This is a genomic window from Nocardia grenadensis (genome assembly GCF_050942415.1).
Taxonomy (GTDB): domain Bacteria; phylum Actinomycetota; class Actinomycetes; order Mycobacteriales; family Mycobacteriaceae; genus Nocardia; species Nocardia grenadensis.
In genome coordinates, this window is the sequence record NZ_CP192054.1 from 6,200,196 (window position 1) to 6,227,170 (window position 26,975).

The window sequence follows — 26,975 nt, forward strand, 5'->3', positions numbered from 1 at the left end:
GCGGCCGCGACTAGGCTGCTCGGAGTGAAATGGATCGTTGCGATCGGTGTCGACTTCCTCCTGGTGGTGTTGTTCTGCGCCATCGGCCGCCGCAGTCACGACGAGGCCGTGCTCACCGGTCTGCTGCATACGGCCTGGCCGTTCGTGGCCGGACTGGCCGCGGGCTGGGTCGTGGCGGTGCTGGTGGTGCGCGGCCGGACCGGCACCGAACCGCTCGACGGCTCGCGCCTGTGGCCCGCCGGTGTGGTGATCTGGTTGTGCACCCTGGTGATCGGCATGCTGTTGCGAATGGTCGCCGGTCAGGGCACCGCCTTCAGTTTCATCGTGGTCGCGGCGCTGGTGCTGGCGTTCTTCCTGCTGGGCTGGCGGGGGGCCGTCGCGGCGATCAGGTGACCACCCGGCCGCCGCTCATTCGTCCGGCTTGGCCAGCGCCTGCAACATCCGCTCGCCCATTCGGACGACCATATCGCCGCTGTCGACATCGGCGATATGGATGGCGAACGACAGATCACCCATACTCGCGATCAGCCAGCCGTCCTCACCGGCTTTCGCCGAGAACCCGGTGACGTCACGGAATCCGCGCAGCCGAGCCATCTGCGGCGCGTTCATCCCCTCGCGCATCGCCGCGCGCAGCGCCGCGTCGACGGGCCCGGGCAGTGGACCCATGGGCGCGTCGGTTTCGCTGGGCCGACCCCGTTCGAGCATCGGCGGGCGGGTAGTGCCGTTGGTGATGGCCGCCGCCGCGATCGCCATGCCGAACGGGCTGACCAGCAGCGCATCCGTACCACCGCCCTGGCGAACCGGTTCCGCGCCGCCCGCCCCGGCCGGGCGCCCGGTCACCTCCTCCAGCCCGGGGACCCGGAAGTCCACGCCGACGCCGAGCATGGCGGCCGCCTCGATCACCTCCTGGTCGGTGACGTCTTCGGGTGCTTTGCCCTTGGCCGCCCCGGCCGCCTTCTTGAACAGTTCGATGGCACCGCCCACCGGGTACAGCCCGGTGAACGCGACCGGCCCCTGCGCGCTCGAGTAGTTGTTCTGCGCCGCTGCCACCACGGCTCCGGTGGAGGGCTGGGTGACCACGATGGAGGCGGGTGAACCCACGCTGACCACCGCGTCCTCGGCGGCACGCTGCAACCGCTGGTCCATGGTGCCCGCGATATCGGGACCGGCCGGGCCCTGGTTGCCCGCCAGCTGTTTGACGAAGCGGCCGTTCTCGAACAGCTGCACCGCCCAGCCGGAATGCTGGTCCTGGCTCTGTTCCCAGACCTTCTTCATGGCGTCGAGCATCGGCGAGAAGATCCGGCGATCGGCGACGATGAGCCGCGGTTCCTGTTTCATCACCACGCCCGGGATCGGCGCCATCCGCGGTTCCAGGATCGCGAAATCGCCCTCGCGCAGGCTGACCGCCGTGATCGGCTTCCCGCCGGCGGCGGCCAGATCGTCGCGAAGCGAGGCGCCGGTGATGAGGGGCGCCACCGGTTCGATGGCACGGGCCAGCGCGTCGGTGGAGGCCACCGGGTCCGGCATCCGCGTCGGATCGAGTTCGACGACATTGATGATCTGCTGGGTCATCAGCGGTTTACCGATATTGTCGACGACCTTCGGCGGCGGATCCGGGGTGGTGCGCACCAGCTGCACGGTGCGGTTCTGGCTGAGTTCGGGCATGACCACGGCCGGGTCCCAGGAGATCCGCCAGCCGTTCGCGAGTTTGCGGACGGTGCCCTCCAGCCCGTAGGACCAGTTCTTCTGCTCGCCGAAGCTCCATTGCACATCGAGACTGAAGATGCCGGATTCGGCATCGAGTCCGATGAATTGCGCCTTCTCGTAGTCGACGGTGCCCGATTCGAGGCCCTCGAACATTTGCTGAAGGGTTGCCGAAGCCGCGGAGGGATAGGAGGTCAACTCCGCCGCGGCGGCGTAGTCGTGCTCGTCGAGTCGCTCGGTGAATCGGTCGACGACCGCTTCGGGTCCGGTTACCTCGGTCCCGGACCCACACGATCCCATCGCAATTGCCAGAGCCGCCACCCCCGTAAGGGCGATTGCGCCCCGGAAGCGAAAGCGGCGGGATCCCCTCACGTCCATGTCGCCCACTCTTCACTCTTGTCACACCGGTAACAAGACCACCGTACCTGAAAAATGCCTGCTTGCGAGTGATCGCAAACCCGAAACCATACCCTGCCCCACCGTGTGCGGTTGCGGCCGAGCCCAACTCGTCGCACAGCGGACCATGATCAATTATCGGGGCGCCCGAGAACACCCGGCGACGCTACGCTACCGATCGATCAGAAGCGGTGCGCCGTTACCCCGCAAGTCCGCATTCATCGAAGAGATACCCCGTCACGGTAGCTCAGAATCATCCGCCCGCGCGGGAGGTGTCGGTAGGGTTGCTGTCATGTCCGATGCCGCCGTCCCGCAAACCTCGAGCAGCCCGATTCTGGTCCTCAACGGGCCCAACCTGAACATGCTCGGCACTCGGCAACCCGAGATATACGGGTCGGAGACCCTCGATGATGTAATCGAATTGTGTCGTCGGGCCGCGGCGGCGCACGGGTGGGAGATAGCCCATTTCCAGACGAATTCCGAGGGCGCGCTGATCGACCGGATCCACGAGGCGCGCGGCACCGTGTCGGCGCTCGTGATAAATCCCGGCGGCCTGACCCACACCTCGGTGGCGCTGCGCGATGCGCTGGTCATCCCGGAGGTGCCGATCGTCGAGGTGCACATCAGCAATGTGCACGCCCGCGAGGAGTTCCGCCGGCACTCCTACGTCTCCCCCATCGCGGACGCGGTCGTCGCCGGAATGGGTATCCAGGGCTATGCCGCCGCGATCGAATACCTGCTGACCCGGCGGTCCTGACACCGCCGCACCGGCCCCTGCCTCAACTCGCCTTCTCGATCCGGAAAACCGGGAAGCCCGGGGCGATCTCGGCGAGTTCGGCATCGGTCGAGTCCTTGGTGATGCCTTCGAAGAAGCGGCCGACCTCCCAGCCCCAGCGCTCGAGGTAGAGCCGCAGCAGCGGCACCTTGTCCGCGTCGGCGATCTCGACCGCGGTGAACACCTCGGTCCGCCGACCCAGCCGCAGCTCGCCGGTACCGGCGACCCGCAGATTGCGCACCCACTGCGTGTGCCCACGCGGAGCCACGAGATAACGCTGCCCGTCGGCGGCCGTCATCAGGTTGACCATGGTGGTCCGCCATTCCCCGGACTTGCGCCCGCGCACCGCCAGCAACCGGGAACCGGCGACGCTGATCCCGAGCTTGGGCAGCAGGTTGGCGAGCCGGTTGAAGATCGGGTCGAAACCGGTGGGGGCGAGGTAGCGGGTCGCGGCGGTCATCATCTTCTCCTTTGTGAGCGATGCTCTCTGTTGTGAACAACAATCGCACTCTTCGGAGCCCACGTCAAGAGCAGCGCTCTCTCTTGTTCGAATATCCAGGTAGCTCTCGGTAACAGAGCACGCGAGTGCCCCAGGTCGGGCGGCAATTACCGGCCGGACGGCCGAACCCGCTCCCGACAGCACCTTTTTCTGAGACGGTGGTCGGGGCCCGGCTGCTCCGGACATCGGGCGCGAGTGCTGGAACGAATGACGGAGGAGAGTGGCGTGCGGGCCGCAGTTTTCCACGGAACCGAACCCCGACTGGTCATCGAGGACATCCCGGTGCCGGTCCCTCGGCGCGGTGAAGTCCTGTTACGCGTCACCGCCTGCGGGGTTTGCCACACCGATCTGCACGTCCTGCGGTCCGAGGTGAGATTCCCCGCACCCGCGGTACTCGGTCACGAGGTATCCGGCGTGGTCGAACAACTCGGCGAAGGCGTGGAAGCCATCGCCGTCGGCGACAAGGTGGTCTGCAGCTTCATCATGCCCTGCGGCGACTGTCGCCACTGTGTCCGCGGCGCCGAGGACCTGTGCGAGAAATTCTTCGCGCACAACCGGCTGAACGGCACCCTCTACGACGGCACGACCCGTCTCGCCCGGGCCGACGGCACCCCGCTGGCCATGTACTCGATGGGCGGACTCGCCGAATACTGCGTGGTACCCGCCTCCGATGTCTTTCCGGTACCCGCCGATGTCGGGCTCGAGGCCGTATCGATCCTCGGTTGTAGTTCCTTCACCGCCCTCGGCGCCGTGCACACCGCCGAACTCGGACTCGGCGACCGGATCGCGGTGGTCGCGGCCGGCGGCGTCGGGTCGTCGATCGTGCAGTTCGCGGCCGCGGCCGGGGTCGCCCGGATCATCGCCATCGACATCAGCGACGACAAACTCGCCGCGGTCGCGAAACTCGGTGCCACCCATACCATCAACTCCCGCACCGAAGACGTCGCGGCCCGGGTCCGGGAACTCACCGGCGGACACGGCGTGGACGTGGCGTTCGAAGCTCTGGGCAGCGCCGACACATTCGCGACGGCCTTGAACGTGCTGGACGACGGCGGTCGGGCGGTGGTGGTGGGCATCGCGCCGGCCGGCGCCACCGGCGCGGTGGACCTGGCCCGGCTGGTGCGCCGCAAACTGCAGATCCGCGGCTCCTACGGCGCCAAAGCGCGCACCGATATGCCCGCCCTGCTGCGGATGGTCGCGGCGGATACGGTCCGGCCACAGGAAGTCATCACCCGCCGGTACCCGCTGGACCGGGCCGACGAGGCATACAGCGCACTGGCCCGCGGCGAGATCGTCGGACGGGCGATCATCGAAATGTACTGACCCGCCGCGCGTACCGATGCGAAAATTCACCGCCGAACGAGTAACGTCGAGCCATGCCGACGGAGGTCCGCAACAACACCGCACTGGAACGCTTCGAGATCACGGTCGGGGGCGAGGTCGCGGGATACACCGAATATCAGGACACCGTCGGCGAGCGCGCATTCGTGCACACCGAGGTCGACCCGCGATTCGACGGCCGGGGTTGTGCCCGGGCCCTCGTAGCGGCCGCCCTGGACGCTACCCGCGCCGAAGGGCTGGGTGTGCTGCCGATGTGCCGGGTGGTACAGCACTTCATCGAGAGCAGCCCGCAGTATCTGTCGCTGGTGCCGCACTGGGCCCGGGATCGGCTGGGGTTGCCACAATAGGCCGCGCGGCTACCTATTCGGGGTTGTGACAGTCCAGCGCCTGAAAAAGCGGACTCCTCCGCGAAACACCCCCGCACAGGGCCGCGCAGCTACCTATACGGGGTTGCGACAGTCCAGCGCCCGAGAAAGCGGACTCCTCCGCGAAACACCCCCGCACAGGGCCGCGCAGCTACCTATACGGGGTTGCGACAGTCCAGCGCCCGAGAAAGCGGACTCCTCCGCGAAACACCCCCGCACAGGGCCGCGCAGCTACCTATACGGGGTTGCGACAGTCCAGCGCCCGAGAAAGCGGACTCCTCCGCGAAACACCCCCGCACAGGGCCGCGCAGCTACCTATACGGGGTTGCGACAGTCCAGCGCCCGAGAAAGCGGACTCCTCCGCGAAACACCCCCGCACAGGGCCGCGCAGCTACCTATACGGGGTTGCGACAGTCCAGCGCCCGAGAAAGCGGACTCCTCCGCGAAACACCCCCGCACAGGGCCGCGCAGCTACCTATACGGGATTGCGACAATCCAGCGCCCGAGAAAGCGGACTCCTCCGCGAAACACGCTACGCGGGTCCGGGACTACTTTTCGGAGAGGCGGCGCACAGGCCGCACGCACCTTCGCCGCGTACACATCCGCGCGGAAGAGGGACCATTCAGCGCGTGTGAGGTGGATCTTCCTCGGGAACGCCCTTCCCCAGATCCCGCGGGGGCCGAGTGCGCCGCGCGCACACTTGCTCGGGAAAGCCGGCCGTCCAGCGTCACCGAGGTGAATCCCCTCCGGAACGGCCTCCACCACTGGCTCTGTAGGGGGCGCGCTGTTGCCTGTGCAAGAGGTCGATGGACCGGCGCCGCGGGAAGGGGGACTTTTCGCGGAGGAACACCGCCCACAGCACGCCCCACAGCGCCGCGGACGTGATCTCAGTAGGCGGCTACAGCGGCGTCGAGGGCCTGCTGTAGGTCGGTGCGGACCAGGCGGGCGATCTCCGCCGGTCGGGTCGGGAGTTCGGTTCGCGGCATTCCGAAGTGGAAGCTCGCGGCTTTCGCCTGTTCCTTGGTCGGCTCGACCGCGGGGTCGGCGCGCGGGCCGTAACTCAGGCCGAGACAGACCAGGGCGGGCCGGGCGCCGAGTTTGCCGGTCCGGAACGCGATATGTCCGATGCCCGTACCGATCGCCTGCACCTGTGCCGGGTCGACGTCGTTGCAGGTGCCCTCCGGGAAGATCGCCAGGCTGTCACCGCCGGACAGGCGTTCGGCGCAGATATCCATCATCTGCTGCCCGGCCGCGTTCACCGCCCGCGGCCCGTGGTCGCTGCCGCGGAACACGGGGATACCGCCCATCATGTCGATTCGGCGGCGCAATTTGGCCTCCTCGAACAGTTCATCCTTGGCCAGGACCCGGGTGCGGCCGATGATGGGCCGTAGTTCGCTGCGCCAGGCGGCGGCCGCGAGGGTATAGGGGTCCAGCCGGGACAGGTGGTTCACCGCGATCAGCAGCGGGGTACGGGAGCGGATGAGGGCACCGATCGCCTCACGCGCCCCGATCGCCTCACGCGCCCCGGTCGCGTAGCCGACCCGCGGCCGGTAGCGCCGCCCCAGCAGAGCGTAGGCGCCCATCGCCTGCAGGCGGTTCTGCCGGTGTGCGCGATAGAAAGCGTACACATCGTCGCTGTTGTCCAGGAGCACCTCGGGGGGACGCATACGGCTGACTTTACGAGGCTGTCGCGGTATGTCCAGATGGCGCGAAAACGGCGGCCGGGCGAACTTCGCGCGAAGTGAACAGTTGATCAGAGCGGCACAGTCGGGCAATAACTGCGATGATGGCCAGGTGGCGCAGGCAGATGACCCCGATGATCGCAAGACCCGGGGCGGCCGCGGTGACGGGCACGAGCCCGAACCTGGTCGTCGCGGTAACCGGCAGGGTGAGCAGACGGTGCGTGCCGGGACACTACTGGTTTCCTCGACCGACCTGGCCGAGCCCACGTTCCGCCGCACGGTGGTCTACATCATCGAGCACAACGACGCGGGAACGCTCGGCGTGGTGCTGAACCGGCCCAGCGATACCCCGGTGCACGATGTGTTACCGCAGTGGGCGGAGCTGTCGGCACGGCCACACACCCTGTTCGTGGGCGGGCCCGTCAAACGGGACGCCGCGCTGTGCCTGGGCACTTTGCGGGTGGGCGCGTCGATCGACGGGGCGCCGGGGCTGCGCCGGGTGGACGGCCGGGTGATGCTGGTCGATCTGGACGCCGAACCGGACCGGATAGGCCCACTGGTCGAGGGTGTCCGGATCTTCGCCGGGTACGCGGGCTGGACATTCGGCCAATTGGACAGCGAACTGGCCAACGACGACTGGATCGTCGTATCGGCCCTGCCCAGTGACCCGATCGCCGGGCGACGCACCGATATGTGGGCGGAGGTGCTGCGCCGGCAGCCACTGCCGCTGTCGCTGCTGGCCACCCATCCGATCGAGGTCGAACGCAACTAGGCCTGGGGCCCGCCCTCACCACTCCGAGACACCGACTAGTGGAGCGGAATGCCCAATCCGTGTTCCTGCTCGGTCCTCGGCCCACGGATTCTGCGTTCGGAGTCGCGGATCGCGACGTCGTTGATGCTCGCTTCCCGGCGTCGCATCAGGCCACGATCGTCGAACTCCCACAGCTCGTTGCCATAGCTGCGCCAACACTGTCCGCTGGTGTCATGCCATTCGTACTGGAAACGGACCGCGATACGGTTGTCGTGGAAACTCCACAGGCTCTTGCGGAGTGCGTAGTCCAGCTCGCGCTCCCACTTGGCGGTCAGGAACGCGACGATCTCGTCGCGCCCGGTGACGAATTGATCGCGATTCCGCCACTCCGAGTCCGGTGTGTAGGCGAGGGCCACGCGCTGTGGGTCACGGGTGTTCCACGCGTCCTCGGCGGCCTGGACCTTACGGAGCGCGGTGTCTGCGGTGAAGGGCGGATACGGTGGTCGGGCGTCGGTCATGGCAACCTCTCATAGGGGTGGGGCGTTCTCGGCGGACGCTTCTCGATGACCCTCGATCGTTGTCGCGAGAGCAGGGCGCGAGGTATTCGTCCGGTCGACTCGGTCACGGGGAGAGCGGGACGGGAATTCCGTTGTCCGCCAGCGCAGTCTCGAGGTGGCGGATACGTTCCCTCAGTGGTTCGGTGGCAGCCCGCAATTCTTCTGCGGTGAAGCGTGGAGTGATGAACTTGGGACAGTTCCAGTCGAACGCGACGACCTCGACCGTCAGTAGGCCTTCGAGGCGGCCGCTTATTCCGAGCTGTTCGAGCGTTTCGGGAGCGGGCTCCGGATCGAACCGCGCATGACCGAGAAGCTTGAGCCGTTTCCGGTTCGGGTAGTCCACGGCGATGATCGCGACCCGGTCGTCATGGTCGAGGTGACCTGCGGTGATGTACTGACGGTTGCCGGTGCTCTCGGCCCACACCAACTGCGTCGGGCCGGTCACTTTCACAAATCCCGCCGGCCCGCCGCGGTGTTGCACGTAGGGCCAGCCGTTGCTGCCGGTGGAGGCGAGATAGAAACTGTCGCGGCGCTGGAGGAACTCGGCTTCCGCCGCGCCCATGCCGGTCGGCACGGGCGCGGCGGAAAGCGCATCGTAACGGTCGAACGAACCTCGCCGGCGCTGATGCGCCTGCTCGTCCGCGCCGAATGTGAGCGCGAAGAAATGTTCCATGGTCAGAAGGACAGGATGGAGTACCCATTATCGACGAGGGTGCGTATGCTTGCCACCCCCGAGGTACCCGGCAGCGGGTTGTCCTTGATCAACTCCAGGCCGGAGGCCTGGGCGCCCTCCTTGCCGCCGAACAGATCGCCGCATCCACACGAGATCCCGGCGACCGTGTGCCGCACTGCCTGGTAGACGTCGTAGGCGGGGTGTTCGGGTGAGTTCAGGAGTTCGGGCCAGCGGGTTCCCGCGCCCTGGAATTGCAGCCGGACCTCGTCACCGGCCTGATCGAAGTCGTAGGCGGCGGCGAGAGCGTTGAATACGCGGCCGAGTGCTTCGTCGCCGCCGTTGGGGTCGCTCAGCACGAGAACGGCGGTCTTGCTCGCGGTGTTTCCACTCATTTTCTGCTCCTCGAGAGGGGCCACCCCGGCCTGCGGTCGGGGGCACCCGGGCGCGACTCCTGGAACTGGGCGGGTCTGCTCAGACCGATGTCGTGCCGGTCGAACCGAGAGAACGGACGTTCTCACCGGTACCGGTAGTCTAGGAGAACGGAGGTTCTCAACGCAAGGAGGTCGCGGTGCCGGATGGACCCGAGGCGCTACAGGTGGTCGCCGCGGCCGATCGGCTGTTCAACGACCGAGGTGTACAAGCGGTCGGGATGGACGACATCCGCGATGCCGCGAACGTGTCGCTTAAGCGGCTCTACCGCCATTTCCCTTCCAAAGCCGATCTGGTGTGCGCGGTGTTGGAGCAGCGCGACCGCGATGTGCGCGGTGCGATCGCCGAATACGTGGACGCACGGGCCGGGACGCCACAAGAACGGATCCTCGCCGTATTCGACTACTTGCTCGACTGGTTCGCTCAACCCGATTTCCGGGGCTGCCTGTTCATCAATACGATCGGGGAATTGGGCGGCACCTCCGACGACGTCGCTCGTATCGCGCGGCGCCACAAACTCGCCGTGCGCGACTATCTGGCCGAACTCGTCACCGCAGGCTCGTTTCCCGCCGGCGTGGCCGATCAGCTCATGATTCTCGCCAATGGCGCCATGGTCACCGCGGCCATCCACGAGGACCCCCGGGCGGCACGCCACGCGCGCGACGCCGCCGAAACCTTGCTTTCGGCCACCGAGCGCAGCGCCGGGTAGAGCTCCCCTTCCACTTGCCCGGACCCACCCCGACGGGGGCACCGCCCGCCCTGTGCGCGCCCGGCTCGCATCCCCCGTCGGCATGGTGCCGGTGGAGGCCGGGCCGCAGCCGACAGTTCGCCGGCGCTCTCCGGTTCGCCGCGATCAGCCCGCACACGACCGACAACCAGGTCTCGACACCCGCCCCCTTGTCGCGGTGCGGCGCTTCGGTATTGGTCAGGGCCGTTTCGGTTGCGACGGTTCAGATGTCGAGTTCTTCCACGGGCGAACAATCGGCGGTCCCGGCGACCCGCCGGTAAAGCCGGTCCCGAATCCGGCCCCGCAATTCTTCGAGGTTATCGACCACCGTGAAGACCGACACCGTTGTGGCCGACTCGGAGCACGATTTCCTCGTACCCCTCAACCTTGCCCTCCTCCAATTCGATGAAGTGCTCGAGCGCGGTGACCACCGCGCCGGACAGATTGCCGCCGACCAACTCCTGCGCGCGCTGGAACAGTGGCAGGTCGTCGGCGGCGACGTAGATGGTCTTGTTCGGCACCCGAAGTGGGGGCGATCACTCCCCTTGACGATTGCCTATTGAACGTGCCGTTACATAGCGGTACGGTAAGTGTTGTTCCGATAAAGCACTCCAGCGAGTGCGACCGCCCCGGATTCCACGCGAGGGGCGCGACCGAGTGAGGACCCGCCGATGAACCCGAACCCCGCACAGCGCACCCGCCGCCTCGCCGCGCGAATCGCCGCGATCGCGGTCATCGCCCTCGCACCACTGGCCGGCACCGCCGCTGCCCTCGCCGACCCCGGTCAGGCGTCCCAGATCAGCGATTCCCACGATTCCGGCAACAGCTTCGGCGATAGCGACAGCTGGAACGGCAACGGCGATTTCGGCTGGGACGACAACGGTCAGTACGGCTATGTCGATCACAACCGGCAGAACTACGACGGCTACGAAGACCACCTCAACAGTGGCGGGAACCAGTACCCCGGCCGCGACTCACACAACGACAACAGCTACGACCAGCCCGCGGATTGGGACCGGGCGGACCACGGCGGCGGCACCCAGAGCCCGGCCGTCTGGAACACGCCCAACCCCTACATCCCGGCGCCGGCCCCGAGCCTGCTGCCGGCGGTCCACCTGCCGCTGCCGCAACTGCCGTTCGCGCTGCCCGGCCTGCCGCCCCTCCCCTGAGCGGACAGCGCCGACATACACGTCAGTATGTTGCCGTTGGATAGCGGTTCATTGTCCGGTGAATCGTTGAGTCGAGACGTTGACAGGTTTCCGCACCAATGTGTCCGGCTCTGACACCCGACCACGGACCGCGCGAACGGACCGGCCCGCCACACCGGACCACGCGCGTGGCGGGGACGATGACTTCGGATCACCGCGAGCGAAGTCGCCGTAACAGCCCGGACATCGAGGCGCGGAGACCTGGGCGCGACGGCGGCCAAGGGATACCGCACTCGCGAGCGAAACGCAGCGCGTCGGTGGCGGTTCCGTCCTTCGGGCGGTTCCGCGCCCATGCGACGAATCGCTCGGTGAAATCCGGGCCGGTGGCGTACACCAATAAGTGTGGTCCATTGGTAGATAACTAGTTTCGCGCTCAGGATGCGGATATGTGCCGATAATGCTTGGCTACAGCACCCGCGCGCAATTCCGGCACGGCAGCCGAGTTCTCCGGAGGCGCGCGGCTCCCACGTCCGGCGCCACGCCCGGACGGACGCGACGACACGCCGTGCGGGCGCAGCAGTCGCCCGGATACGGCACTCGCGGCAGCAGACTGATCGGTGTCAAACCATACGGCTGCCGCAGTCCTGTGCGCACTGCTCGCCGCGCTGCTTTTCGCGGTCGCCGCGGTCGCGCAGCAGCGGGCGGCCGCCGCGGTGCCGGAAAAAGCGGCGCTGATCGGATCCCTGGTGCGCAACCCGCGCTGGTGGGCGGGCCTCATCGGAGACACCGGCGGATATGCCCTGCAGGTCACCGCGCTGGCGCTGGGCGCCGTGCTGCTGGTGCAGCCGATCCTGGCGAGCTCGTTGGTGTTCGCGCTGCCGCTATCCGCGCGGCTCAACAACCGCCGAGTCCCGCCGGGCACCTGGGCGACTGCGCTCGCGCTGCCTGCGGCCCTGGCCTGCTTTCTGATCGTCGGCGACCCGACCAAGGGCAATACCGATGCGCCGCTGCGTAATTGGCTCGTGCCACTGACGGTGCTGCTCGGGCTGATCGCGGCGGCGACCACGGGTGGGATCATAGCGGCGGATCCGGCACGGCGCGCGCTGTCGCTCGGCGCGGCGAGCGGTTCGCTGTACGGCCTGGCCGCCGCGCTCACCTCCTACGTCACCGGCCTGTTCGAGCACGGACTCGGCCACGTGCTCGGCGCCTGGCAGACCTGGGCGCTGGTCGCGTCCGGTGTCACCGGCATCTACCTACAGCAACGCGCGTATCAGGCCGGGCCGCTGGCCGCGTCGCTGCCGGCCGTCACGATCGCCGAGCCTCTGGCGGCCGCCTTCCTCGGTCTCACCGTGCTGGACGAGCGGTTCCGCACCGGCACCGTGGGCTTGGTCATCACCTCGCTCGCGGTCGTCGTCATGTGCGCCACCACGATCGCGCTGTCCCGCTCCCAGGCCGCCGGCTGACGAGTACCTGGCGGCTGCGTACTGGCCGAATAACCACAGCGCGCTGCTCGACGACGCGGATAGCGGCGCAGCTTCTCCTCCTTGAATTCCCGTCGGTCTTGGACAACAACTCCGTGTGGTTATGGCCTGTGGGGTCCAGACTCCCCAGCTCTGGCGCTTGCGCGATGTGCAGCGCCTCGATCTGCCGGTTTCCCGAGCAGCAGTCCATTTCTGCGAAACTGGCGGTAGCGGGTTACCGCGCATAGCGGCCCACTATCTGCGGTAGACGACAACCGGTCCTGGTGTGACAACGCCACCGTGACCAGGCGGCTCGGAAAACTATCTGCCGTAACGCGGGAGGCAGCCGGGATGGGTGCGGCGAGGGCGCTGCCTATCACTCCTCAGCCGTAGCCGCCTCACCGATCACCGCCACATCAATCACCTACAGTCCGACACCGCTCACCGAATCGGGCTTACCGCCGGATTTCCGCCAGATGCGCCTCTATCCCCTCTCCCCACTCCAGCCCGGCCGGCCGGTTCCAGGGCAAGGCCGCTGCTGGAAAGAGCAGGGGCGGCACCCGTCCGGGTGCCGCCCCTGCCACTACTGCCTCGACTCAGGTCAAGCCTGCAGCGTCGTTCCAGCGTGACTCGCCCACGGGACCTCCACGGCCTCACCATCGTTGTAGGTCGAGCCGATCCAGTCGATGATGTTGTCTTCGGCTTTCCGCAAGAGTGACTCCGGTATATCGACCGGTGAGGTCATTTTCAGCAGGTAGTAGGCGCGGTCACCTGGCTCCTGGCCAGGGTGCTCCCGGGCCCAGTCCAGATGCATCTCGTAGTCGGTCTCGGCCTCCTGCTTCAGACCGACCTGGGCTTGACCGAGCTCCGCGTATTCGGCGATCTCGGCTGTGGCGGCTGCTCGAACGGAGTCCGCCTGCATCGGCGTGCAGTACAGCTGGACAACCAGGTAGCTACTCACGCTACTGGGTCACTTCCTCTCACTTGATCACATGGCAGTGCCGCTTGTGGCGGCCCGGCGGCATCTTGTTGTCGACATCCTTCTCGGCTGCTTTCAGAGCCTGGTTGTAGTTGTAGGCGCGCCCTACTCCCTCGACCTGCTTCTCGGACTTTCCGCCGGCGGGCGTGCCGTTGACGACCTGGTCGCAGCGGACTTTGACCGTGATCTTCTTCGGCTTGTTCGTCAGTACCGGTGCACTCACCTGCACGGCAGCATATCCGGGAGAAACTGCTCCCACTGGCCCTGCCTGGTCTGCCACCGCGCCCGCAGGCGCCGCGCCCACCAAGCCCATGAACAGTGGGAAGGCCACCCCAAAGGCAGCAATAAAACCGGTCCCAATCTTCATAACAATCCCCTTTGGTCTCGTCCCACGTCGGCGGACGTACGGACTCGCACAAAACAGACGTCACCGAAGCCAAGCCCCCGCGGTAGGACCTGAATTACTGGCCGTCAGAAGAGTTGGACGGGGGCAACATCGAAACGGTTCCCCGACAACGCCAAATCGATAATGATCTGGGTCACTGATCAGGGTCGTAGTTCGTCTCCGATGCGGACTGGCGCAGCGCCGCCTCGATCGCCAGCGCTGAGCTCGGGCAGATACTTGTAGAGCGTGGTCCGCGAGACACCCAGCAGTCGCGCGATCGAGGACACCGACTCATCGGGCCGGCTGAGCAGCGCGCGAGCCTGGCGGACTTGTTCGTCGGTAACCGCCGGTGGACGGCCCAAGCGCTGCCCGCGGGCCCGGGCCGCGGCCAGGCCTTCGTGAGTGCCGTCGACGATGAGTTCGCGGATGAACTCGGCCAGCGCGGCGAACACATGGAATACCAGACGGCCGCCGGGGGTGGTGGTGTCGAGGGCTTCGTGCAGGGAGCGGAACCCGATTCCGCGGCGCCGCAGGTCGGCCACGATCGTGATCAAGTCCTGCAGGGAGCGGCCGAGCCGGTCGAGGGAAGCGACCACGAGGGTGTCGCCAGCGCGCATGTAGTCCAGGCACGCTGCCAGCTGTTCGCGCTCGGCGTCCTTCCCGGACTTCTTGTCGGCGAAGGTCTTCTTGCATCCCGCAGCTTTCAGCGCGCGGGTCTGCCGATCCAGATTCTGGTCGCGGGTCGAGACGCGGGCGTACCCGATCAGCGCTCCTCCCCCGCCGATCGGGTCCAGGGCATCGCCGTCGAGCGAGAGCGGTTCGAGCGCATCGGTGTCCGTCACCTGATAATCGTACATAAAAGGGCGATCGGACGTTCTTGAACAGCTGGATTTCACGACACGTTCTTCTAAAGTCACCGGTTGTGGTCGACTTGGGCGTTCGTCCACCGGGAGCGGTTTCGGCCTGAGTGTTCATAAAATGATGGATTAATGGACAGCCAGGCAATATCCGCCGGAGGATGCCAACGCTCGCCTCAACCTGCATTGATGAACACGCATGTGTCCGTTGTTCACTCCTCAGACCCGACCCGACCCAACGGCTAGGCCATCAGCTCGGCGTGGGCGTGCTCCGGCGCCGTCTGGCAGACGTAGAGATGCTGGTCGTAGCCGCTACCTATTTCGACTGCAGTGGGCTTGAAGCCGATGGATGGTTCATGCGCCGATTCCTCGCGCGGGAGCCAGCTGCTGTCTCTGCTGCCGGCTTCGGACGTGGCGATGGTCAGCAGGGCATGCATGTCGCTGTTGCAGGTAGGGCAGAGCAGGGGGCTGGGGTCGGCGGCTCCCCAGCCAGGCCAGCCGCCGACTCTCCAGCCGGGTGCGATGGACAACTCATTGGCGTAGAACTCCAGCGGGTACGATGCATAGACGCTGTCCACGCCCGTCTCGGCTGCCTGCCACACGCTCCAGTCTCCGATCTGCTCCCGGAGTTCCTTGCTCAGCTCCCTGTGGTCGGGGTATTCGGTGACCTGCTCCGGGTTGAGCAGGCACGGCTCGGGCAGGTAGCCGTCGAACTGCACCGCGGGTGGTTCGGGAGGCGTGGCGAGGATGGCGGTGACGGTAGCGGCCGACCGCCAGAACAGCGCGGTCTTGGGCATGCCCGCCCGATGGTTGAAGGGGCACCACAAGACCTGGAGCAGGTCTGCGCCTTCAGGCGTGTGCAGATCGGGCACGTCGCGCGCGTAGAGCTGCGCGACCGGCAGCATCGCTACGGAACCCTCATAGGGGGCGATCGCCAACGTGACCGGATACTCCTGCGGCGGGCGGATTCGCTCAAGGGTCTCTCGTTCCTGCGGGGTCAGTGCCCTGCCGCGCGAGGCGGCCCGGATCCGTCGTTCCAGCCTCACCTCCGCTGGGGTCAGGGTCGGGTTGATTCCGTCCACAGCATGAGGTCCGTCGCAGTGCGGCCATGGCTCGTCGGCGGGCCAGAGCAACGGTCCGCCGATGGAACTGTCCTGCGGTGAGGGCGCCCCGGGGCGCGGGTGCAACCGTGTCGCCGTGCGTGCCAGCGGAGCCAGTAGGGAGAAGACGGTGGTGACGTCGAACGGCCGCGGCGGAGTGGCCGGAGTGCTGGTCATAGCCGCGATCGTGCCAAATGACTCTGACAACGGCGGGCGCCGTGGGATCGGCCGAATTCGGGCACAGACGCTCTGCACACACTGGACAAATCGGCCTAACGCTCGGCGTCCACTAAAAGGTGCTTGTTGGACAAGTTTGCTGCGTAAATCATCGCTGACCAGCGATGATCTCCCAACCATCTGTCCAGGAATGCATCGGCTTACGACCCCCCGCTCCTACTGCCGCGGGGCCAATGCCGGCGGCCATTCCTACGGTTCGATACGCCGAACCGTCTTCGCTTCCGGCGTCCGCGGTAACTGCCGTCAACCACCTGCCGCCCGCCCGAATTGAGACAGGATTACGCGACCCCTTCATCGGAGGCGAGGAGCGCCGGCGCTTCGGCGACCTGTTCTCGCCAGGTGCCGTTGTCTGCGGCTTTCGAGGGGTGCACCGCACGCGAAGGGGCAGGTAACACGCTGAGCGTGACCTTATTCTACGGTGTTCCCGGTCTTGGATGTTACCGATTTCGGCAGTCGTCGTCCCGCGGTTCCGGGCCCGGTAGGAGATGGGCGAGCAGAAGTTTGATCAACAGCACAGGTGCGAACCACAGCAGGAATGCGGGCACCGTGAACACGCTCGGGATGATCACGACACCGAAGACCGCACCGGCGAACGCCACCGGCGTGCGTATTCCTCGCGGCGAAAACGCGACTGCGACAGCCGCCAGAAATACGATGGCGTAGATCGCTGCTGCTGTCCACCAGCCGAATCCGGGCACGATCAGTGCCAGGATGAACGGCTGGACATGAGCGGCCACGAAGCCGAGGTGGTGACGTGAACTCCGGCCCGGCCGGTGGTACCACCGTTTCGCCGAGGCGGTCGCGTTCACTACGGCACCGCCGAACATGTCGAAACCCACCAGCGCGATCACACCCACCACCACCACCGACCCGCCCGCGTGCCAGGCCACCGAACCAACCGTCATCGCGCCCAGGGCCGCAGCCGTATAGCCGAGGACGATCTCCGCTCTCGTCGCGGCCGGAGCGATCAGCCGCTCTGTGATCGTCATCGCCGGATGCCCCCCACGCAGACCTGCACAATGGGTTCGGCCAGCTCGACGAGCCGTACCCGATCGTCGGCCAGCCACTGCACCAGGCAGCCCTCGATCGCCCCCACGATCACGGCTGCGTGCCCCTCGCCGATACCCGCCCTCAGCCGTCCTTCGTTCCCGGCTTCCCGCAACAGGTCCGCGATCGCCGTGCGGTACTTCTCGTACACGGCTCCGATATCCATCGGCGTACGTGCCGACCACACGTCGAGCAGCACCCGCGCGTGATCCGGGTGCGCCGCCAGCACGGCTACCGTCGCCCGGATCAGGGTTGCGAGTCGATCCAGGGCCGGCCCGGTTCGCGGCATCTCGAGCTCCCGGTCCACCCGGACGCGATATTGGTCGAATGCTGCCGTCAGCAGCTCTTCTCTGCTGCGGACCGCGAGGTAGACGCTGCCTTTGGCCACCCCGGCTTCGGCAGCGATATCTTCGATCCGCGAAGCGGCGAAACCCTTCCTGGCGAAGACCCGCACCGCTGCCTCGACTATCTCGGCGCGGCGGTCATCCAGGTTCACTCTCTTCGGCATGCGATAATTATGACTGACCAGTCAGTCATAATTCAAATGAATGTGTTTCGGTGATTGTCGGCACCGAACCACCCCACGCCGACGAGCCGATATCGAACCCCCTGCCGCACCAAGACGGCCATCGTGAAGCAGACGTCGACAAGGTGGGGTCGTCGTAGCTTTCGCCGAGAATCGGGAGGATATGGCATAGCACTTCCCATGCCGTTCATGCTGGCCAGCGCTCACTCCTGAGCTACCTCGCGGCTGCGAGCATGTTCGTCGCGATCGTTTCCGAGAGCGAGAGGTACAGCGGCGCTGAGATGTCCGTGAGTGCGCCCGTCGAATGCAACGAGGATCCCGTAGGGCGGTAAATCCCTGCCAGCTTCCGGCCTGGCCGAGTGTTCAGAAAAGGATGGTTATCGTACAGATCTACTGAGCAATCATCGCTGATTAGCGATGATTGCGTTTCCAACCTGTTCAGGAATGCATCAATTATTGAACACTCTGCGTAGCTGTCAGGGTGGTGAGGCTATCGGGCCGTCTTGTGAGAAGGTGAGGTTTCTCTCGCGCATTCGGTACTGCCGGTGTCGGTTCCGAGTGTCGAAGGAATTTGGATGAAGGAGGGGCCTTGGTGGAAGCGTCGTTGGATGTGGCTGGGCTGGTAGGGCATCGCTATCGCGCGGATGACTACTACGAGGTGGGGCGGGAGAAGATCCGCGAGTACGCGCGAGCGGTGCAGGACTTCCATCCGGCGCACTGGAGCGAAGACGCTGCCGGTGAGTTCGGATACGCCGGTCTGATCGCGCCGACCACGTTCATCTCCACTGCCGCGATGTTGGCCAACCGCAGGCTGTTGGAAACCGTCCTCACCGGCTACGACGTAGTCGTACAGACCGATCAGGTCTTCGAGATGTACAAGCCGGTGCTCACCGGCGACCGGCTTGTCAGCGACGTCGAGCTCTCCTCGGTGCGCCGTATCGCGGGCAGGGACCTGCTCACCATCACCAACACGTTCACCGACCGGACCGGCGACATCGTGCAGATCATGCACACCACCGTCGTCGGCCTTACCAGCGAGGACGTCAACGCCGACATCAGTGCCACGATCGAACGCGTCATCATGAGCGGACTCCGCGCGACCTCCCGGGCCGCGGCGGCATCCGCCGGCGTGGACGGGCTGATGGTGCCGGATCCGGACGCCGAGACCGTCGCACGTCTTTCGCCGATCTCCCGGACGCGTGTCCCGCGCACCATGCCGCGATTCGAGGACATCGCCGTCGGTGACGAGCTTCCCGTGCGGTCTGTGACCCTGACGCGCGGTGATCTGGTGAATTACGCCGGGGTCTCGGGGGACGTGAACCCCATCCATTGGCACGAAGGGGTCGCTGCGCTCGCGGGTCTTCCGGATGTGATCGCCCACGGCATGCTCACCATGGGTCTGGGGGCGGGATTCGTCACCGGATGGCTCGGTGACCCCGGTGCGCTGATCAGGTACGGGGTCCGGCTGTCGAATTACACAGTTATCGAAGCCGCTTCCGCGGGAACTGTGGAGTTCACCGGTCGCATCAAGTCGGTCGATCCCGACACCAGGACAGCTGTCGTCGTCATCGTCGCAAAGTCGGCCGGCCGCAAGATTTTCGGCCTCGCCACCGCGGATGTCCGTCTGGCATAGCCTGTGAACGAAAACGAAGCGACAGTCTCACGGATCGTCTCGTAGTTTTCGTCCATGCCCGGGTTGCACTTCCCCGATCCTGAACTCACCGACGGAGTCGTGACCCTGCGCGCTTGGCGCCCGAACGACTACGCGCAGAGATTCGCTGGTTTCTCCGACCCCCTGTGTCAGCGGTTCTCCTGGGGATCGAGCGAGCCCTTCACCGAGCAGCACCAGTTGATCTGGGCAGGAGAAGGGGAGGAAGCGGCGCGAACGCGCGGCGAGGCCATCGGGTTCGCGATCGTCGACGCCGCGACCCCACCCGGCTGTGGGGTGGGGCATCGATCTACGACATCACTATCGCCGAAGGCCGAGCCGCGGTCGGATACTGGCTCGCCGGCCACGCGCGCGGCCGTGGCAGTGCCACACGAACTGTGCGGTTGTTGGCCCGCTGGGCCTTCGACGACCTCTCCGTAGCCCGACTGGAGCTGACCTGTGGGCCGGACAACCTGGCCTCTCAACAGGTCGCTGAGCGAAGTGGTTTCACACGCGAAGGGCTCCTGAGATCCCATCTCCCGTTCAAGGGAGGCCGCCGCGACTCAGTGCTCTTCAGCCTCTTACCTACCGATCCGGGGAGTCGATGAATTCCTCTACCGCATCACTAGGTCGGTGTCCTCGGGCTGCTGTGACGAGTGATCAGCCGCGCTGCGCAACTCCCTGTTGATGACAAGGCGACTTTGAACGAGATTGACAAATTAATCATCGCTGACCAGCGATGATTAATCGTTTCGGCGTCCAGGAATGCATCAGTTCGTCGCCATCCTCGGCAGTCACGGCACGTTCATCGCGCGAGCGCTGATCGGGCTCGGATGCTCTGACGTCAGCTGGGATTTCCAGCAGGCGATGCCGATGCCTGCGGTCTACCGGCTCGAGTTCGGTGGCCCAACCGTTTACGCGCGTTTACGCGGTCGGGCCCGGCATCTAACCCATAACAACGAAGCCGGAGACGGGCTGCAGCGCGCGCCTCGGGCTGGCAGACCGCGACGACCGACCTCGCAGAGGTGGTTCAGGGCCAGCGGAAGTCGTGAGGCCGATCGGTCCAGATTTCCGACCAGTCCCACAGCGGTTGCAGGGCTTCCCCGAGGCGGATCCCGGCGATGGTCAGTTCGTAAGAACCTTTCGGGCCGTGCTTCTCCAACAGCCCGGCCGCCTGAAGCTGCTGGAGCCGGTTCGACAACATGCTCGACGAGCAGTTGCCCATCCGCCGGCGGAGTTCCAGGAACCCCAGTGGCCCGGGTTCGAGCTCCCACACCACCCGCAGCATCCACCGCTGCCCCAGCAGGTCGATCGCCGCCAGAACCGGTGCGTTGCTGGACTCATCGGCCGACCCGGCAGGCTCCCGATCATTTGCGCTTCTCATTTCGAAGCACCATAGTTGCTTCTCAATCAGAAGCACCGGCCGAGCAAGGAGAGCACCCGATGGACCGAGCGGAACCGTCCCCGCGACGAATCGTGCTGGTGACAGGCGCCTCACGCGGTATCGGTGCCACCACCGCCCAGCAGCTGACCGGCCCGGGCACCCACGTCCTGGTCAACTACCGCGAGAAGATCAAGCGAGCGCAGACGGTGGTTGACACGATCGACGGCGCCGGCGGCAGCGCTTCGGCGGTCGGGGCGGACCTGTCCGACGACACCGCGGTCACCGAGATGATCGACCACATCCGCGACCAGTACGGCCGGCTCGATGCGCTCGTGCTGAATGCCTCGGGCGGGCTCGAGCGCGGCGCCGACCCGGGCTACGCCCTGCGCCTCAACCGCGACGCCCAGGTCCGGCTCGCCACCCTCGCCCTGCCCCTCATGCCGCCCGGCGGGCGGATTGTGTTCGTCACCAGCCACCAGGCACACTTCCACGCCATCGGCGGCGGTCGGCTGCCCGACGGGTACGAGCCGATCGCCGCGAGCAAACGCGCCGGCGAGGACGCCCTACGCGCCCTCATCCCCGAATTCACCGACCACGGTGTCGGGTTCGTCGTGGTCTCCGGCGACATGATCGACGGGACAATCATCATCCGACTGCTGGAACGCCGGGACCCCGACGCGGTGGCCGCCCGCCGCACTCACGGGCCCCTGCCCACTGTCGACGATTTCGCCGCGGCCATCGTCACCGCGATCGACGCTCCCGCGGCCAGCGGGCACACCTTCCTCGTCGGCGGGCACGACTACCTCAGCACCACGATGCGATGATCAGAGACCCCGCCAGCCGATCCGGTGAATCGTTGAGTCGAGATGTTGATATGTTTCGGCACCGGTGTGTCCGGCTCTGACACCCGACCACGGACCGCGCGAACGGACCGGCCCGCCACACCGGACCACGCGCGTGGCGGGGACGATGACTTCGGATCACCGCGAGCGAAGTCGCCGTAACAGCCCGGACATCGAGGCGCGGAGACCTGGGCGCGACGGCGGCCAAGGGATACCGCACTCGCGAGCGAAACGCAGCGCGTCGGTGGCGGTTCCGTCCTTCGGCCGGTTCCGCGCCCATGCGACGAATCGCTCGGTGAAATCCGGGCCGGTGGCGTACACCAATTCGGGGTGCCGGGCGGCGACTTCCCGGGCCCGCTTGTGCCGCAGTGCGTGTGCCGCCGCGCCCACGGCAGCCGGATCGAAACCCGCCGGGACCGCTTTTCCCGTCACCAGGGCACGCACCAGAGCCGCCTGCCGATCCGCCAATCCGGGCGCGTCCGTCACCGCAATACCGCCCGGGCAGCCGCCGTGACCGGTGCCCGGGCCGCGGCATTGGCTATCGCGTCCAGCTCGTCGAGCAGCTCGTGCCCAGGCGGGTAATTACCGTCCCGCTCGAGCATGAGCGGGACCGGGTGATCGTGTACGAACTCGGTGACCAGCGTGAGCACCTCCGCGGGTATCGGATGCAGATGGGTGTCGTGGTAGCGACCGCCGGATTCGTGGCCGCCGGCGATATGGCAGTAGGCGATCCGCTCGGTGGGCAGGCGCCGCAGCTCGGTACGCGGGTCACGGCCGCGGTTGCGCGCGTTCGCGTACACATTGGCGATATCCAGCAGCAGATACACCCCGGTGCGTTCGACGATCTCGGTCAGGAACTCCGCTTCGCTGAATTCGTCATCGGGCCAGTCGAACAGCGCCGCGATGTTCTCCACCGCGAGCGGGACATCCAAGCCGGCGCGGGTCCGGGTGATATTCGCGGACAGTACGTCGAGTGCTTCCCGGCTACGCGGTACCGGCAGCAGATGGCCGGCCTCGAGACCTCCGGCCCGCACGAAGGCGATGTGCTCGCTCACCAGCGGCGCCGACACCGCCCGCGCGCAGGCGGCCAGATGTTCGACGCGGCGCCCGTCCACCGGTTCGGCACCGCCCAGCGACAGCGAGATCCCGTGCGGTACCACCGCGGTACCCCGGTCGCGCAGTGCCGCCAGCTCCACCGGCACCTCGACGCCACCATATGCGCCCGGACGTAGCGATTCCGCGACGACCTCACAGAAATCGAGCCGGTCCAGCCGGTCGATCACACCGCAGATCTCCGGTCGCCAGCCGATCCCGAGCGCGGTTTCCGGTAGCGGGCCGGTCACCGGTCAACCACCGCAGCCGCCCCCGCCACAACCCCCACCGCAGCCGCTACCACCACCGCAACCGCTGCCACCACCCGCGTCGCCCGCACCGGAATCTCCGCCGGACACACTTTCCGCGCTGTACCCGGACATGGCGGAGTTCAGCGCGGGATCGAGCAGCACCAGCGCCTGCACCCCGAACAGGGCCACCGCCAGGCCGGCGGCCCCGGGCCCATAGGTCCGATACGACGGCGAGTTCTCCGGGCGCAGATAGCGGTTGCCGACGGTGGCCTCGGCCAATGCCGCCCGGCCCGCGGGCGTAACCCGCACCGGTGCCGCCACCCGCCATCCGGCGATACCCAGCGCGACCAGCACGAGCAGGAGGAAGAGCACCGGCTTGCCGTCGACCAGACCGGTGACCAGCCGGGCCACCCCGAACAGGACGACGACCAGAATCGGCAGCCCGGCCCCCCGCAACTGCCGGGTGTATCGGCCGTCGGCCAGGTAGCCGCGATCGACGAGCGTCTTACGCATCCGGCCCAGTTCGGTCCGGAGCCGATGGGTCAGCAGGGTGATGCCCGCCGCCGACTCGCCGAGCCGGTCGCGCACCGCAACGGTGAACGGATCCAGCGCGACCGTCGGGGCGGCGGATCCGACCGGGCCACCACCGGCATCGATGAGATCGTGCCCGCGCAACAGCGCGACCGAAGCCATCACCGCCCGCCGGTCGCTGGTCAGCAGACCGAGTTCGGGTGCGGTCAGTTCACCGGGCGGCGCCGACGCGGGCGTGTGCACGATCCGGTGCCGTAGCCGCCATCCGATCACCACGGCGGCGACCGCGATCGGTATGTAGAGCAGCAGGAACGCGGGACCGGAGACACCCCAGGTCTCGTCCGCGAGAAGCTGTGATCCCGCGGCCGACCATCCGACAGTGCGCATACCCACCTCCGGCTCCGCACAGTATTGAAACCAGTATCCGGACCGGATCCCGGCCGCGCCAGGACGATTCGAGGCCGGATCGTCGCGCCTACGCCGGGCGGGACCGGGACCACGGTGGCCCGGGTCTTGCACGCCGGGCGGATATGAGGGGCCCCGGCCGTCAATGCCGACCACCCGGAGTAGCCGGAAGGTGTACACGGATGTACACCTGAACCAACCTCGGTAGGGCCGCGGCGCATCACCTCCGGACACGGCGGCGCAATACCGGGTAGTGCCGGTCCGCGTGCCTAGGGTCGGGTCCATGAAAACTGCCCGATTGAGATCGACCGTGCGAAAGTCCGGCTCGCGCTTGGGGCCGGGCAGCTTCATTTCGACCCGCCGCCGGTCCACCGGCCTCACCATGCTGACGTTCGCGCTGGTGGCAGGCCTCGCGTTTGTTTCCGCACCCGCGCATGCCGAACCCACCGGCCCGGATGTCTCGTCCTGGCAACACGGCGGCGGACGACTCATCGACTGGTTCGCCGTCCGCGCGGCGGGTCACCGTTTCGCCATGGTCAAGGCCACCGAAGGCCTGGACTACATCAACCCGTACTTCGTTCCGGACAGTCTGCAGATGCGGTTGGCCGGGATGGCGCGCGGTACCTATCACTACGCCCGCCCCGAACTCCCGCCGGAACCGCAGGCGGCCCTCTACGCGACGATCGTCCTCGGCCAGAACGGGCCCCTGGACCTGCCGCCGGTACTGGATATCGAGCATTCCGGCGGTCTGGCGCCGGGCGCGTTGATCGACTGGACCCACCGTTACCTCAACACTGTGCAGGCCCTCACCGGACGCGTGCCGATCGTCTACACCTATCCGCGGTTCTGGCAGACCGCGATGGCCGACAGCGACCAGTTCCACCGCTACCCGCTGTGGATCGCCGACTATCGTGACCGCGCCGAACCGGAGGTACCCGGACGCTGGCCCGCGTGGACCTTCTGGCAGCAGACCGACTCCGGCTCGATCCCGGGTATCCACGGCAACACCGATATCAATGTGTACAGCGGCGCACAGGGCGATTTCGCTCGCTTCGCCCGGATGGGCGGGCTCACCGGCAGCGGATAGCCCAGTACGCCGCCCACCTGCTACACGCCGATCCGGCCGCCCCCGGACTTCCAGACCGCCACCACGGCCGGGCGCGGCTGGGCCGTTCCGCCGTCCGGCCAGTGCGAGGCCGGATTCTCCACCGAGGCATCGTCGGTTTCACCCGGATGCTGGACACACACCATGACCCGCTCCTCGGTGATCACCGGGCCGCAGGTCTCGGCGCCGATGGGCACCGACAGGAACTGTTTGGTCTCACCGCGCCGGTCACCGTCGAGTACCACCGCGAACAGGCCGTCGTTGGCGTCGAGCGCATTGCCGTCGGTGCTGATCCACAGGTTGCCGTACGGATCGAAAGCGAGGTTGTCGGGGCAGGAGATGGGGCTGACCTCGGTTTTGTCATAGCCCGCGAAATAGGTGTCGGCGGCGACCGGGTCACCGCAGACGAGCAGCAGGGTCCAGGTGAACGAGGTGCCCGCGTGATCGTCGGTGAGCTCGAGCACCTGGCCGTTCTTGTTCTCGTTACGCGGGTTGGCCTCGTCGACCCCGGGTTTGCCGTCGGTGCCGCGCTTGCTGTTGTTGGTCAGCGCGACATAGACCTTGCCGGTTTTCGGGTTGGCCTCGAAATCCTCGGGGCGGTCCATCTTGGTGGCACCCACCTTGTCGCCGGCGAGGCGGGTGAACACCGCGACCTCCTCGGCGGTCATCCCGTCCACCAGCGATTCGCCGCGGCCGTCCTCGGCCGTGCGCAGGATCGGGATCCACTGCCCGGTGCCGGTGAAACCCTGATCGGAGGGGACGGTGCCCGAGCCGTCGATCCGGTCCGGGTGATCGCCGGTGAGTTTCGCGACGTAGAGGGTGCCGGCGTCCAGGATGGTCATATTGTGCCGGCGGCTCGCGGCCCCGGTACCGGGCTCGATCTTGCGCGCGGAGACGAACTTGTACATGTAGTCGAACCGCTCGTCGTCACCGGTGTAGGAGACGACAGTGCCGTCGGCGGCGACGTGGATAGTGGCCGCCTCGTGCTTGAACCGGCCCAGCGCGGTGTGTTTGACCGGGGTGGACGTGGGATCCCACGGGTCTACCTCGACCACCCAGCCGAAGCGGTGCGATTCGTTGGGTTCGGCGGCGATATCGAAACGCTTGTCGAACTTCTCCCAGTAGTGCGGGGCGTCGGATTCGCCGATGCCGTACCGCTTCAGCCGCGCCGCCGCCACCGGATCGGCGGATTCGCCCACGAAGTAGGCGTTGAAGTTCTCCTCGCCGGACAGCACCGTGCCCCACGGGGTCACCCCGCCGGAGCAGTTGTTGACCGTACCCAGGACCTTCGTGCCGGTGGGGTCGGCGGAGGTCTTCAGCAGCGGGCTGCCGGCCGCGGGCCCGGTCAGCCGGAACTCGGTGGTCGCGGTGATGCGCCGGTTGTACTTCCCGAACGCGGGTTTCAACCGGCCGGTCCCGGGGTCGCCGTGCACCTCGACGACGGACAGGCCGTGGGCGGCCATCGCGATCTCGACCTGCTCCCGGGTGATCGCCTCGGGCTGGTATCCGGGGTACATGAACTGTTCGGTCGTGTACTCGTGGTTCACCACGAGCAGGTACTTGCCCGGCTGGCCCTCGATCGGCAGCAGGCCGGCGAAATCGTTGTTGTATCCGAACTGCCTGGCCTGCGCGGCCGGGGTCTGGCCGAAGAAATCGAACTCCGGCGCGTCCTCGAACAGCGGATCACCCCAGCGGATGACGACGCCCTGCTCGTACCCCTCCGGGATGACGAGCGCGTCCTCGCTGTTCGGCGCGACCGGCGCGAACCCGGTCCCCGTGCCCTCGGAGTTCGCGGCCGGGCCGACCTCGGTCCCGTCGCCGCAGGCGGCGAGCGCGCTCGCCGCGCCGATCGCGACCACCGCGGCCGCACTGCCCTGCAGCAGGCGCCGCCGGGAGATCCCCGCGACGATATCCCCGAAGTAGGTGTTCGACGAGGTGTTGGGTACGTCGTGGAAGCAGGCATTTCCGCATTTGTACTGACAGGTGACGCGAGCCCGCGACCCCGCGGGTTCGTGGGCGACAAAGAGCGCTAGAGGTTTCACAGTGGACTCCTGTTCCGGGCTGAACGCACGCACGCTA

The 26,975-nt window shown here is 66.9% G+C and carries 31 protein-coding genes; 12 read left to right on the forward strand and 19 right to left on the reverse strand.

The features are described 5' to 3' along the window. The first annotated feature begins 24 nt into the window (after nt 1–24). Nucleotides 25–393 carry a DUF3054 domain-containing protein gene (locus ACQPYS_RS28340; protein WP_433491289.1) on the forward strand — a complete coding sequence of 123 codons (369 nt, stop codon included), beginning with the start codon at nt 25–27 and terminating at the stop codon, nt 391–393. A gap of 15 nt (nt 394–408) precedes the next feature. Here ACQPYS_RS28340 and ACQPYS_RS28345 read toward each other — a convergent pair whose 3' ends face one another. Next, nucleotides 409–2,004 (reverse strand): NTF2-like N-terminal transpeptidase domain-containing protein, encoded by a 1,596-nt coding sequence (locus ACQPYS_RS28345; RefSeq protein WP_433491290.1) that lies wholly within the window; start codon nt 2,002–2,004, stop codon nt 409–411. Between the two features lie 388 nt (nt 2,005–2,392). Here ACQPYS_RS28345 and aroQ point away from each other — a divergent pair, with 388 nt between their 5' ends. After that, nucleotides 2,393–2,857 (forward strand): type II 3-dehydroquinate dehydratase, encoded by a 465-nt coding sequence (aroQ, locus tag ACQPYS_RS28350; protein ID WP_433491291.1) that lies wholly within the window; start codon nt 2,393–2,395, stop codon nt 2,855–2,857. A 22-nt stretch (nt 2,858–2,879) separates the two neighbouring features. Here the strand turns inward: aroQ and ACQPYS_RS28355 are convergent, their stop codons facing one another. Next, nucleotides 2,880–3,335, reverse strand: a complete 456-nt coding sequence (locus ACQPYS_RS28355; protein ID WP_431939313.1) for a nitroreductase/quinone reductase family protein — start codon at nt 3,333–3,335, stop codon at nt 2,880–2,882. 264 nt (nt 3,336–3,599) lie between these two features. On the opposite strand from ACQPYS_RS28355, the gene ACQPYS_RS28360 reads away from it, so the two are divergent. Further along, nucleotides 3,600–4,697 (forward strand): zinc-binding dehydrogenase, encoded by a 1,098-nt coding sequence (locus ACQPYS_RS28360; RefSeq protein ID WP_433491292.1) that lies wholly within the window; start codon nt 3,600–3,602, stop codon nt 4,695–4,697. 53 nt (nt 4,698–4,750) lie between these two features. Next, nucleotides 4,751–5,062, forward strand: coding sequence for a GNAT family N-acetyltransferase (locus ACQPYS_RS28365; RefSeq protein WP_433491293.1), 312 nt, complete (start codon nt 4,751–4,753; stop codon nt 5,060–5,062). A 905-nt stretch (nt 5,063–5,967) separates the two neighbouring features. Here the strand turns inward: ACQPYS_RS28365 and ACQPYS_RS28370 are convergent. After that, a complete protein-coding gene (locus ACQPYS_RS28370) occupies nt 5,968–6,747 on the reverse strand; it encodes a lysophospholipid acyltransferase family protein (RefSeq protein ID WP_433491294.1) in 780 nt (259 codons plus the stop codon). 127 nt (nt 6,748–6,874) lie between these two features. Between ACQPYS_RS28370 and ACQPYS_RS28375 the strand changes: the two genes are divergently transcribed. After that, complete coding sequence (locus ACQPYS_RS28375) at nt 6,875–7,534, forward strand: YqgE/AlgH family protein (protein ID WP_431939317.1); 660 nt, start codon at nt 6,875–6,877, stop codon at nt 7,532–7,534. A 35-nt stretch (nt 7,535–7,569) separates the two neighbouring features. Here the strand turns inward: ACQPYS_RS28375 and ACQPYS_RS28380 are convergent, their stop codons facing one another. The 3 genes from ACQPYS_RS28380 to ACQPYS_RS28390 form a co-directional block, all read right to left on the reverse strand. Then, entirely contained in the window at nt 7,570–8,031 is a 462-nt protein-coding gene (locus ACQPYS_RS28380; protein WP_433491295.1) for a nuclear transport factor 2 family protein, read from the reverse strand. A 103-nt stretch (nt 8,032–8,134) separates the two neighbouring features. Further along, on the reverse strand, nt 8,135–8,743 hold the full coding sequence (locus tag ACQPYS_RS28385) for a pyridoxamine 5'-phosphate oxidase family protein (RefSeq protein ID WP_431939319.1): 609 nt from the start codon (nt 8,741–8,743) through the stop codon (nt 8,135–8,137). A gap of 2 nt (nt 8,744–8,745) precedes the next feature. Then, complete coding sequence (locus ACQPYS_RS28390) at nt 8,746–9,135, reverse strand: hypothetical protein (protein WP_433491296.1); 390 nt, start codon at nt 9,133–9,135, stop codon at nt 8,746–8,748. A gap of 176 nt (nt 9,136–9,311) precedes the next feature. Between ACQPYS_RS28390 and ACQPYS_RS28395 the strand changes: the two genes are divergently transcribed. Then, complete coding sequence (locus ACQPYS_RS28395; RefSeq protein ID WP_433491297.1) at nt 9,312–9,881, forward strand: TetR/AcrR family transcriptional regulator; 570 nt, start codon at nt 9,312–9,314, stop codon at nt 9,879–9,881. 241 nt (nt 9,882–10,122) lie between these two features. Here the strand turns inward: ACQPYS_RS28395 and ACQPYS_RS28400 are convergent, their stop codons facing one another. Together ACQPYS_RS28400 and ACQPYS_RS28405 are read right to left on the reverse strand one after the other, a co-directional pair. Continuing rightward, a complete protein-coding gene (locus tag ACQPYS_RS28400) occupies nt 10,123–10,284 on the reverse strand; it encodes a hypothetical protein (protein WP_431939322.1) in 162 nt (53 codons plus the stop codon). Beyond that, nucleotides 10,217–10,420, reverse strand: coding sequence for a hypothetical protein (locus ACQPYS_RS28405; RefSeq protein WP_431939387.1), 204 nt, complete (start codon nt 10,418–10,420; stop codon nt 10,217–10,219). The genes ACQPYS_RS28400 and ACQPYS_RS28405 overlap by 68 nt, the downstream gene beginning before the upstream one ends. 150 nt (nt 10,421–10,570) lie before the next feature. Here ACQPYS_RS28405 and ACQPYS_RS28410 point away from each other — a divergent pair, with 150 nt between their 5' ends. Further along, entirely contained in the window at nt 10,571–11,068 is a 498-nt protein-coding gene (locus ACQPYS_RS28410) for a hypothetical protein (protein ID WP_063040941.1), read from the forward strand. A 596-nt stretch (nt 11,069–11,664) separates the two neighbouring features. Then, nucleotides 11,665–12,510, forward strand: a complete 846-nt coding sequence (locus ACQPYS_RS28415; RefSeq protein ID WP_433491298.1) for a DMT family transporter — start codon at nt 11,665–11,667, stop codon at nt 12,508–12,510. A 598-nt stretch (nt 12,511–13,108) separates the two neighbouring features. Here the strand turns inward: ACQPYS_RS28415 and ACQPYS_RS28420 are convergent. The 6 genes from ACQPYS_RS28420 to ACQPYS_RS28445 form a co-directional block, all read right to left on the reverse strand. Continuing rightward, nucleotides 13,109–13,468, reverse strand: a complete 360-nt coding sequence (locus ACQPYS_RS28420; RefSeq protein ID WP_431939324.1) for a hypothetical protein — start codon at nt 13,466–13,468, stop codon at nt 13,109–13,111. Between the two features lie 19 nt (nt 13,469–13,487). Then, nucleotides 13,488–13,853 carry a hypothetical protein gene (locus ACQPYS_RS28425; protein ID WP_433491299.1) on the reverse strand — a complete coding sequence of 122 codons (366 nt, stop codon included), beginning with the start codon at nt 13,851–13,853 and terminating at the stop codon, nt 13,488–13,490. 179 nt (nt 13,854–14,032) lie between these two features. Further along, a complete protein-coding gene (locus tag ACQPYS_RS28430) occupies nt 14,033–14,713 on the reverse strand; it encodes a recombinase family protein (RefSeq protein WP_433491300.1) in 681 nt (226 codons plus the stop codon). A gap of 257 nt (nt 14,714–14,970) precedes the next feature. Beyond that, nucleotides 14,971–16,005: a hypothetical protein gene (locus ACQPYS_RS28435; RefSeq protein ID WP_433491301.1), complete on the reverse strand. Its 1,035-nt coding sequence runs from the start codon at nt 16,003–16,005 to the stop codon at nt 14,971–14,973. Between the two features lie 497 nt (nt 16,006–16,502). After that, a complete protein-coding gene (locus ACQPYS_RS28440) occupies nt 16,503–17,054 on the reverse strand; it encodes a hypothetical protein (protein WP_433491302.1) in 552 nt (183 codons plus the stop codon). Next, nucleotides 17,051–17,620 (reverse strand): TetR/AcrR family transcriptional regulator, encoded by a 570-nt coding sequence (locus ACQPYS_RS28445; RefSeq protein WP_433491303.1) that lies wholly within the window; start codon nt 17,618–17,620, stop codon nt 17,051–17,053. Before ACQPYS_RS28445 ends, ACQPYS_RS28440 begins: the two co-directional genes overlap by 4 nt. 607 nt (nt 17,621–18,227) lie before the next feature. Between ACQPYS_RS28445 and ACQPYS_RS28450 the strand changes: the two genes are divergently transcribed. After that, nucleotides 18,228–19,271, forward strand: coding sequence for a fused (3R)-hydroxyacyl-ACP dehydratase subunits HadA/HadB (locus ACQPYS_RS28450; protein ID WP_433491304.1), 1,044 nt, complete (start codon nt 18,228–18,230; stop codon nt 19,269–19,271). Between the two features lie 164 nt (nt 19,272–19,435). After that, nucleotides 19,436–19,894, forward strand: coding sequence for a GNAT family N-acetyltransferase (locus ACQPYS_RS28455; RefSeq protein ID WP_433491305.1), 459 nt, complete (start codon nt 19,436–19,438; stop codon nt 19,892–19,894). A gap of 422 nt (nt 19,895–20,316) precedes the next feature. Here ACQPYS_RS28455 and ACQPYS_RS28460 read toward each other — a convergent pair whose 3' ends face one another. Next, entirely contained in the window at nt 20,317–20,670 is a 354-nt protein-coding gene (locus ACQPYS_RS28460; RefSeq protein ID WP_433491306.1) for a winged helix-turn-helix transcriptional regulator, read from the reverse strand. A 59-nt stretch (nt 20,671–20,729) separates the two neighbouring features. Here ACQPYS_RS28460 and ACQPYS_RS28465 point away from each other — a divergent pair, with 59 nt between their 5' ends. Further along, complete coding sequence (locus ACQPYS_RS28465) at nt 20,730–21,494, forward strand: SDR family oxidoreductase (RefSeq protein ID WP_433491307.1); 765 nt, start codon at nt 20,730–20,732, stop codon at nt 21,492–21,494. A 156-nt stretch (nt 21,495–21,650) separates the two neighbouring features. On the opposite strand, the gene ACQPYS_RS28470 is transcribed toward ACQPYS_RS28465, so the two are convergent. Genes ACQPYS_RS28470 through ACQPYS_RS28480 form a run of 3 tightly spaced genes read right to left on the reverse strand, consistent with a single transcriptional unit; the run spans nt 21,651 to nt 23,773 of the window. Continuing rightward, complete coding sequence (locus ACQPYS_RS28470) at nt 21,651–21,998, reverse strand: hypothetical protein (protein ID WP_433491308.1); 348 nt, start codon at nt 21,996–21,998, stop codon at nt 21,651–21,653. Beyond that, the gene (locus tag ACQPYS_RS28475; protein ID WP_431939327.1) at nt 21,995–22,855 is read right to left on the reverse strand and encodes a DUF692 domain-containing protein; all 861 of its coding nucleotides are present in this window, start codon (nt 22,853–22,855) and stop codon (nt 21,995–21,997) included. The genes ACQPYS_RS28470 and ACQPYS_RS28475 overlap by 4 nt, the downstream gene beginning before the upstream one ends. Before the next feature lie 3 nt (nt 22,856–22,858). After that, entirely contained in the window at nt 22,859–23,773 is a 915-nt protein-coding gene (locus tag ACQPYS_RS28480) for a TIGR04222 domain-containing membrane protein (RefSeq protein WP_433491309.1), read from the reverse strand. 400 nt (nt 23,774–24,173) lie between these two features. Here ACQPYS_RS28480 and ACQPYS_RS28485 point away from each other — a divergent pair, with 400 nt between their 5' ends. Then, complete coding sequence (locus tag ACQPYS_RS28485; RefSeq protein WP_063041041.1) at nt 24,174–24,878, forward strand: glycoside hydrolase family 25 protein; 705 nt, start codon at nt 24,174–24,176, stop codon at nt 24,876–24,878. Nucleotides 24,879–24,898: 20 nt separating this feature from the next. Here the strand turns inward: ACQPYS_RS28485 and ACQPYS_RS28490 are convergent, their stop codons facing one another. Next, on the reverse strand, nt 24,899–26,938 hold the full coding sequence (locus ACQPYS_RS28490) for a PhoX family protein (protein ID WP_433491310.1): 2,040 nt from the start codon (nt 26,936–26,938) through the stop codon (nt 24,899–24,901). Nucleotides 26,939–26,975: the final 37 nt, after the last annotated feature.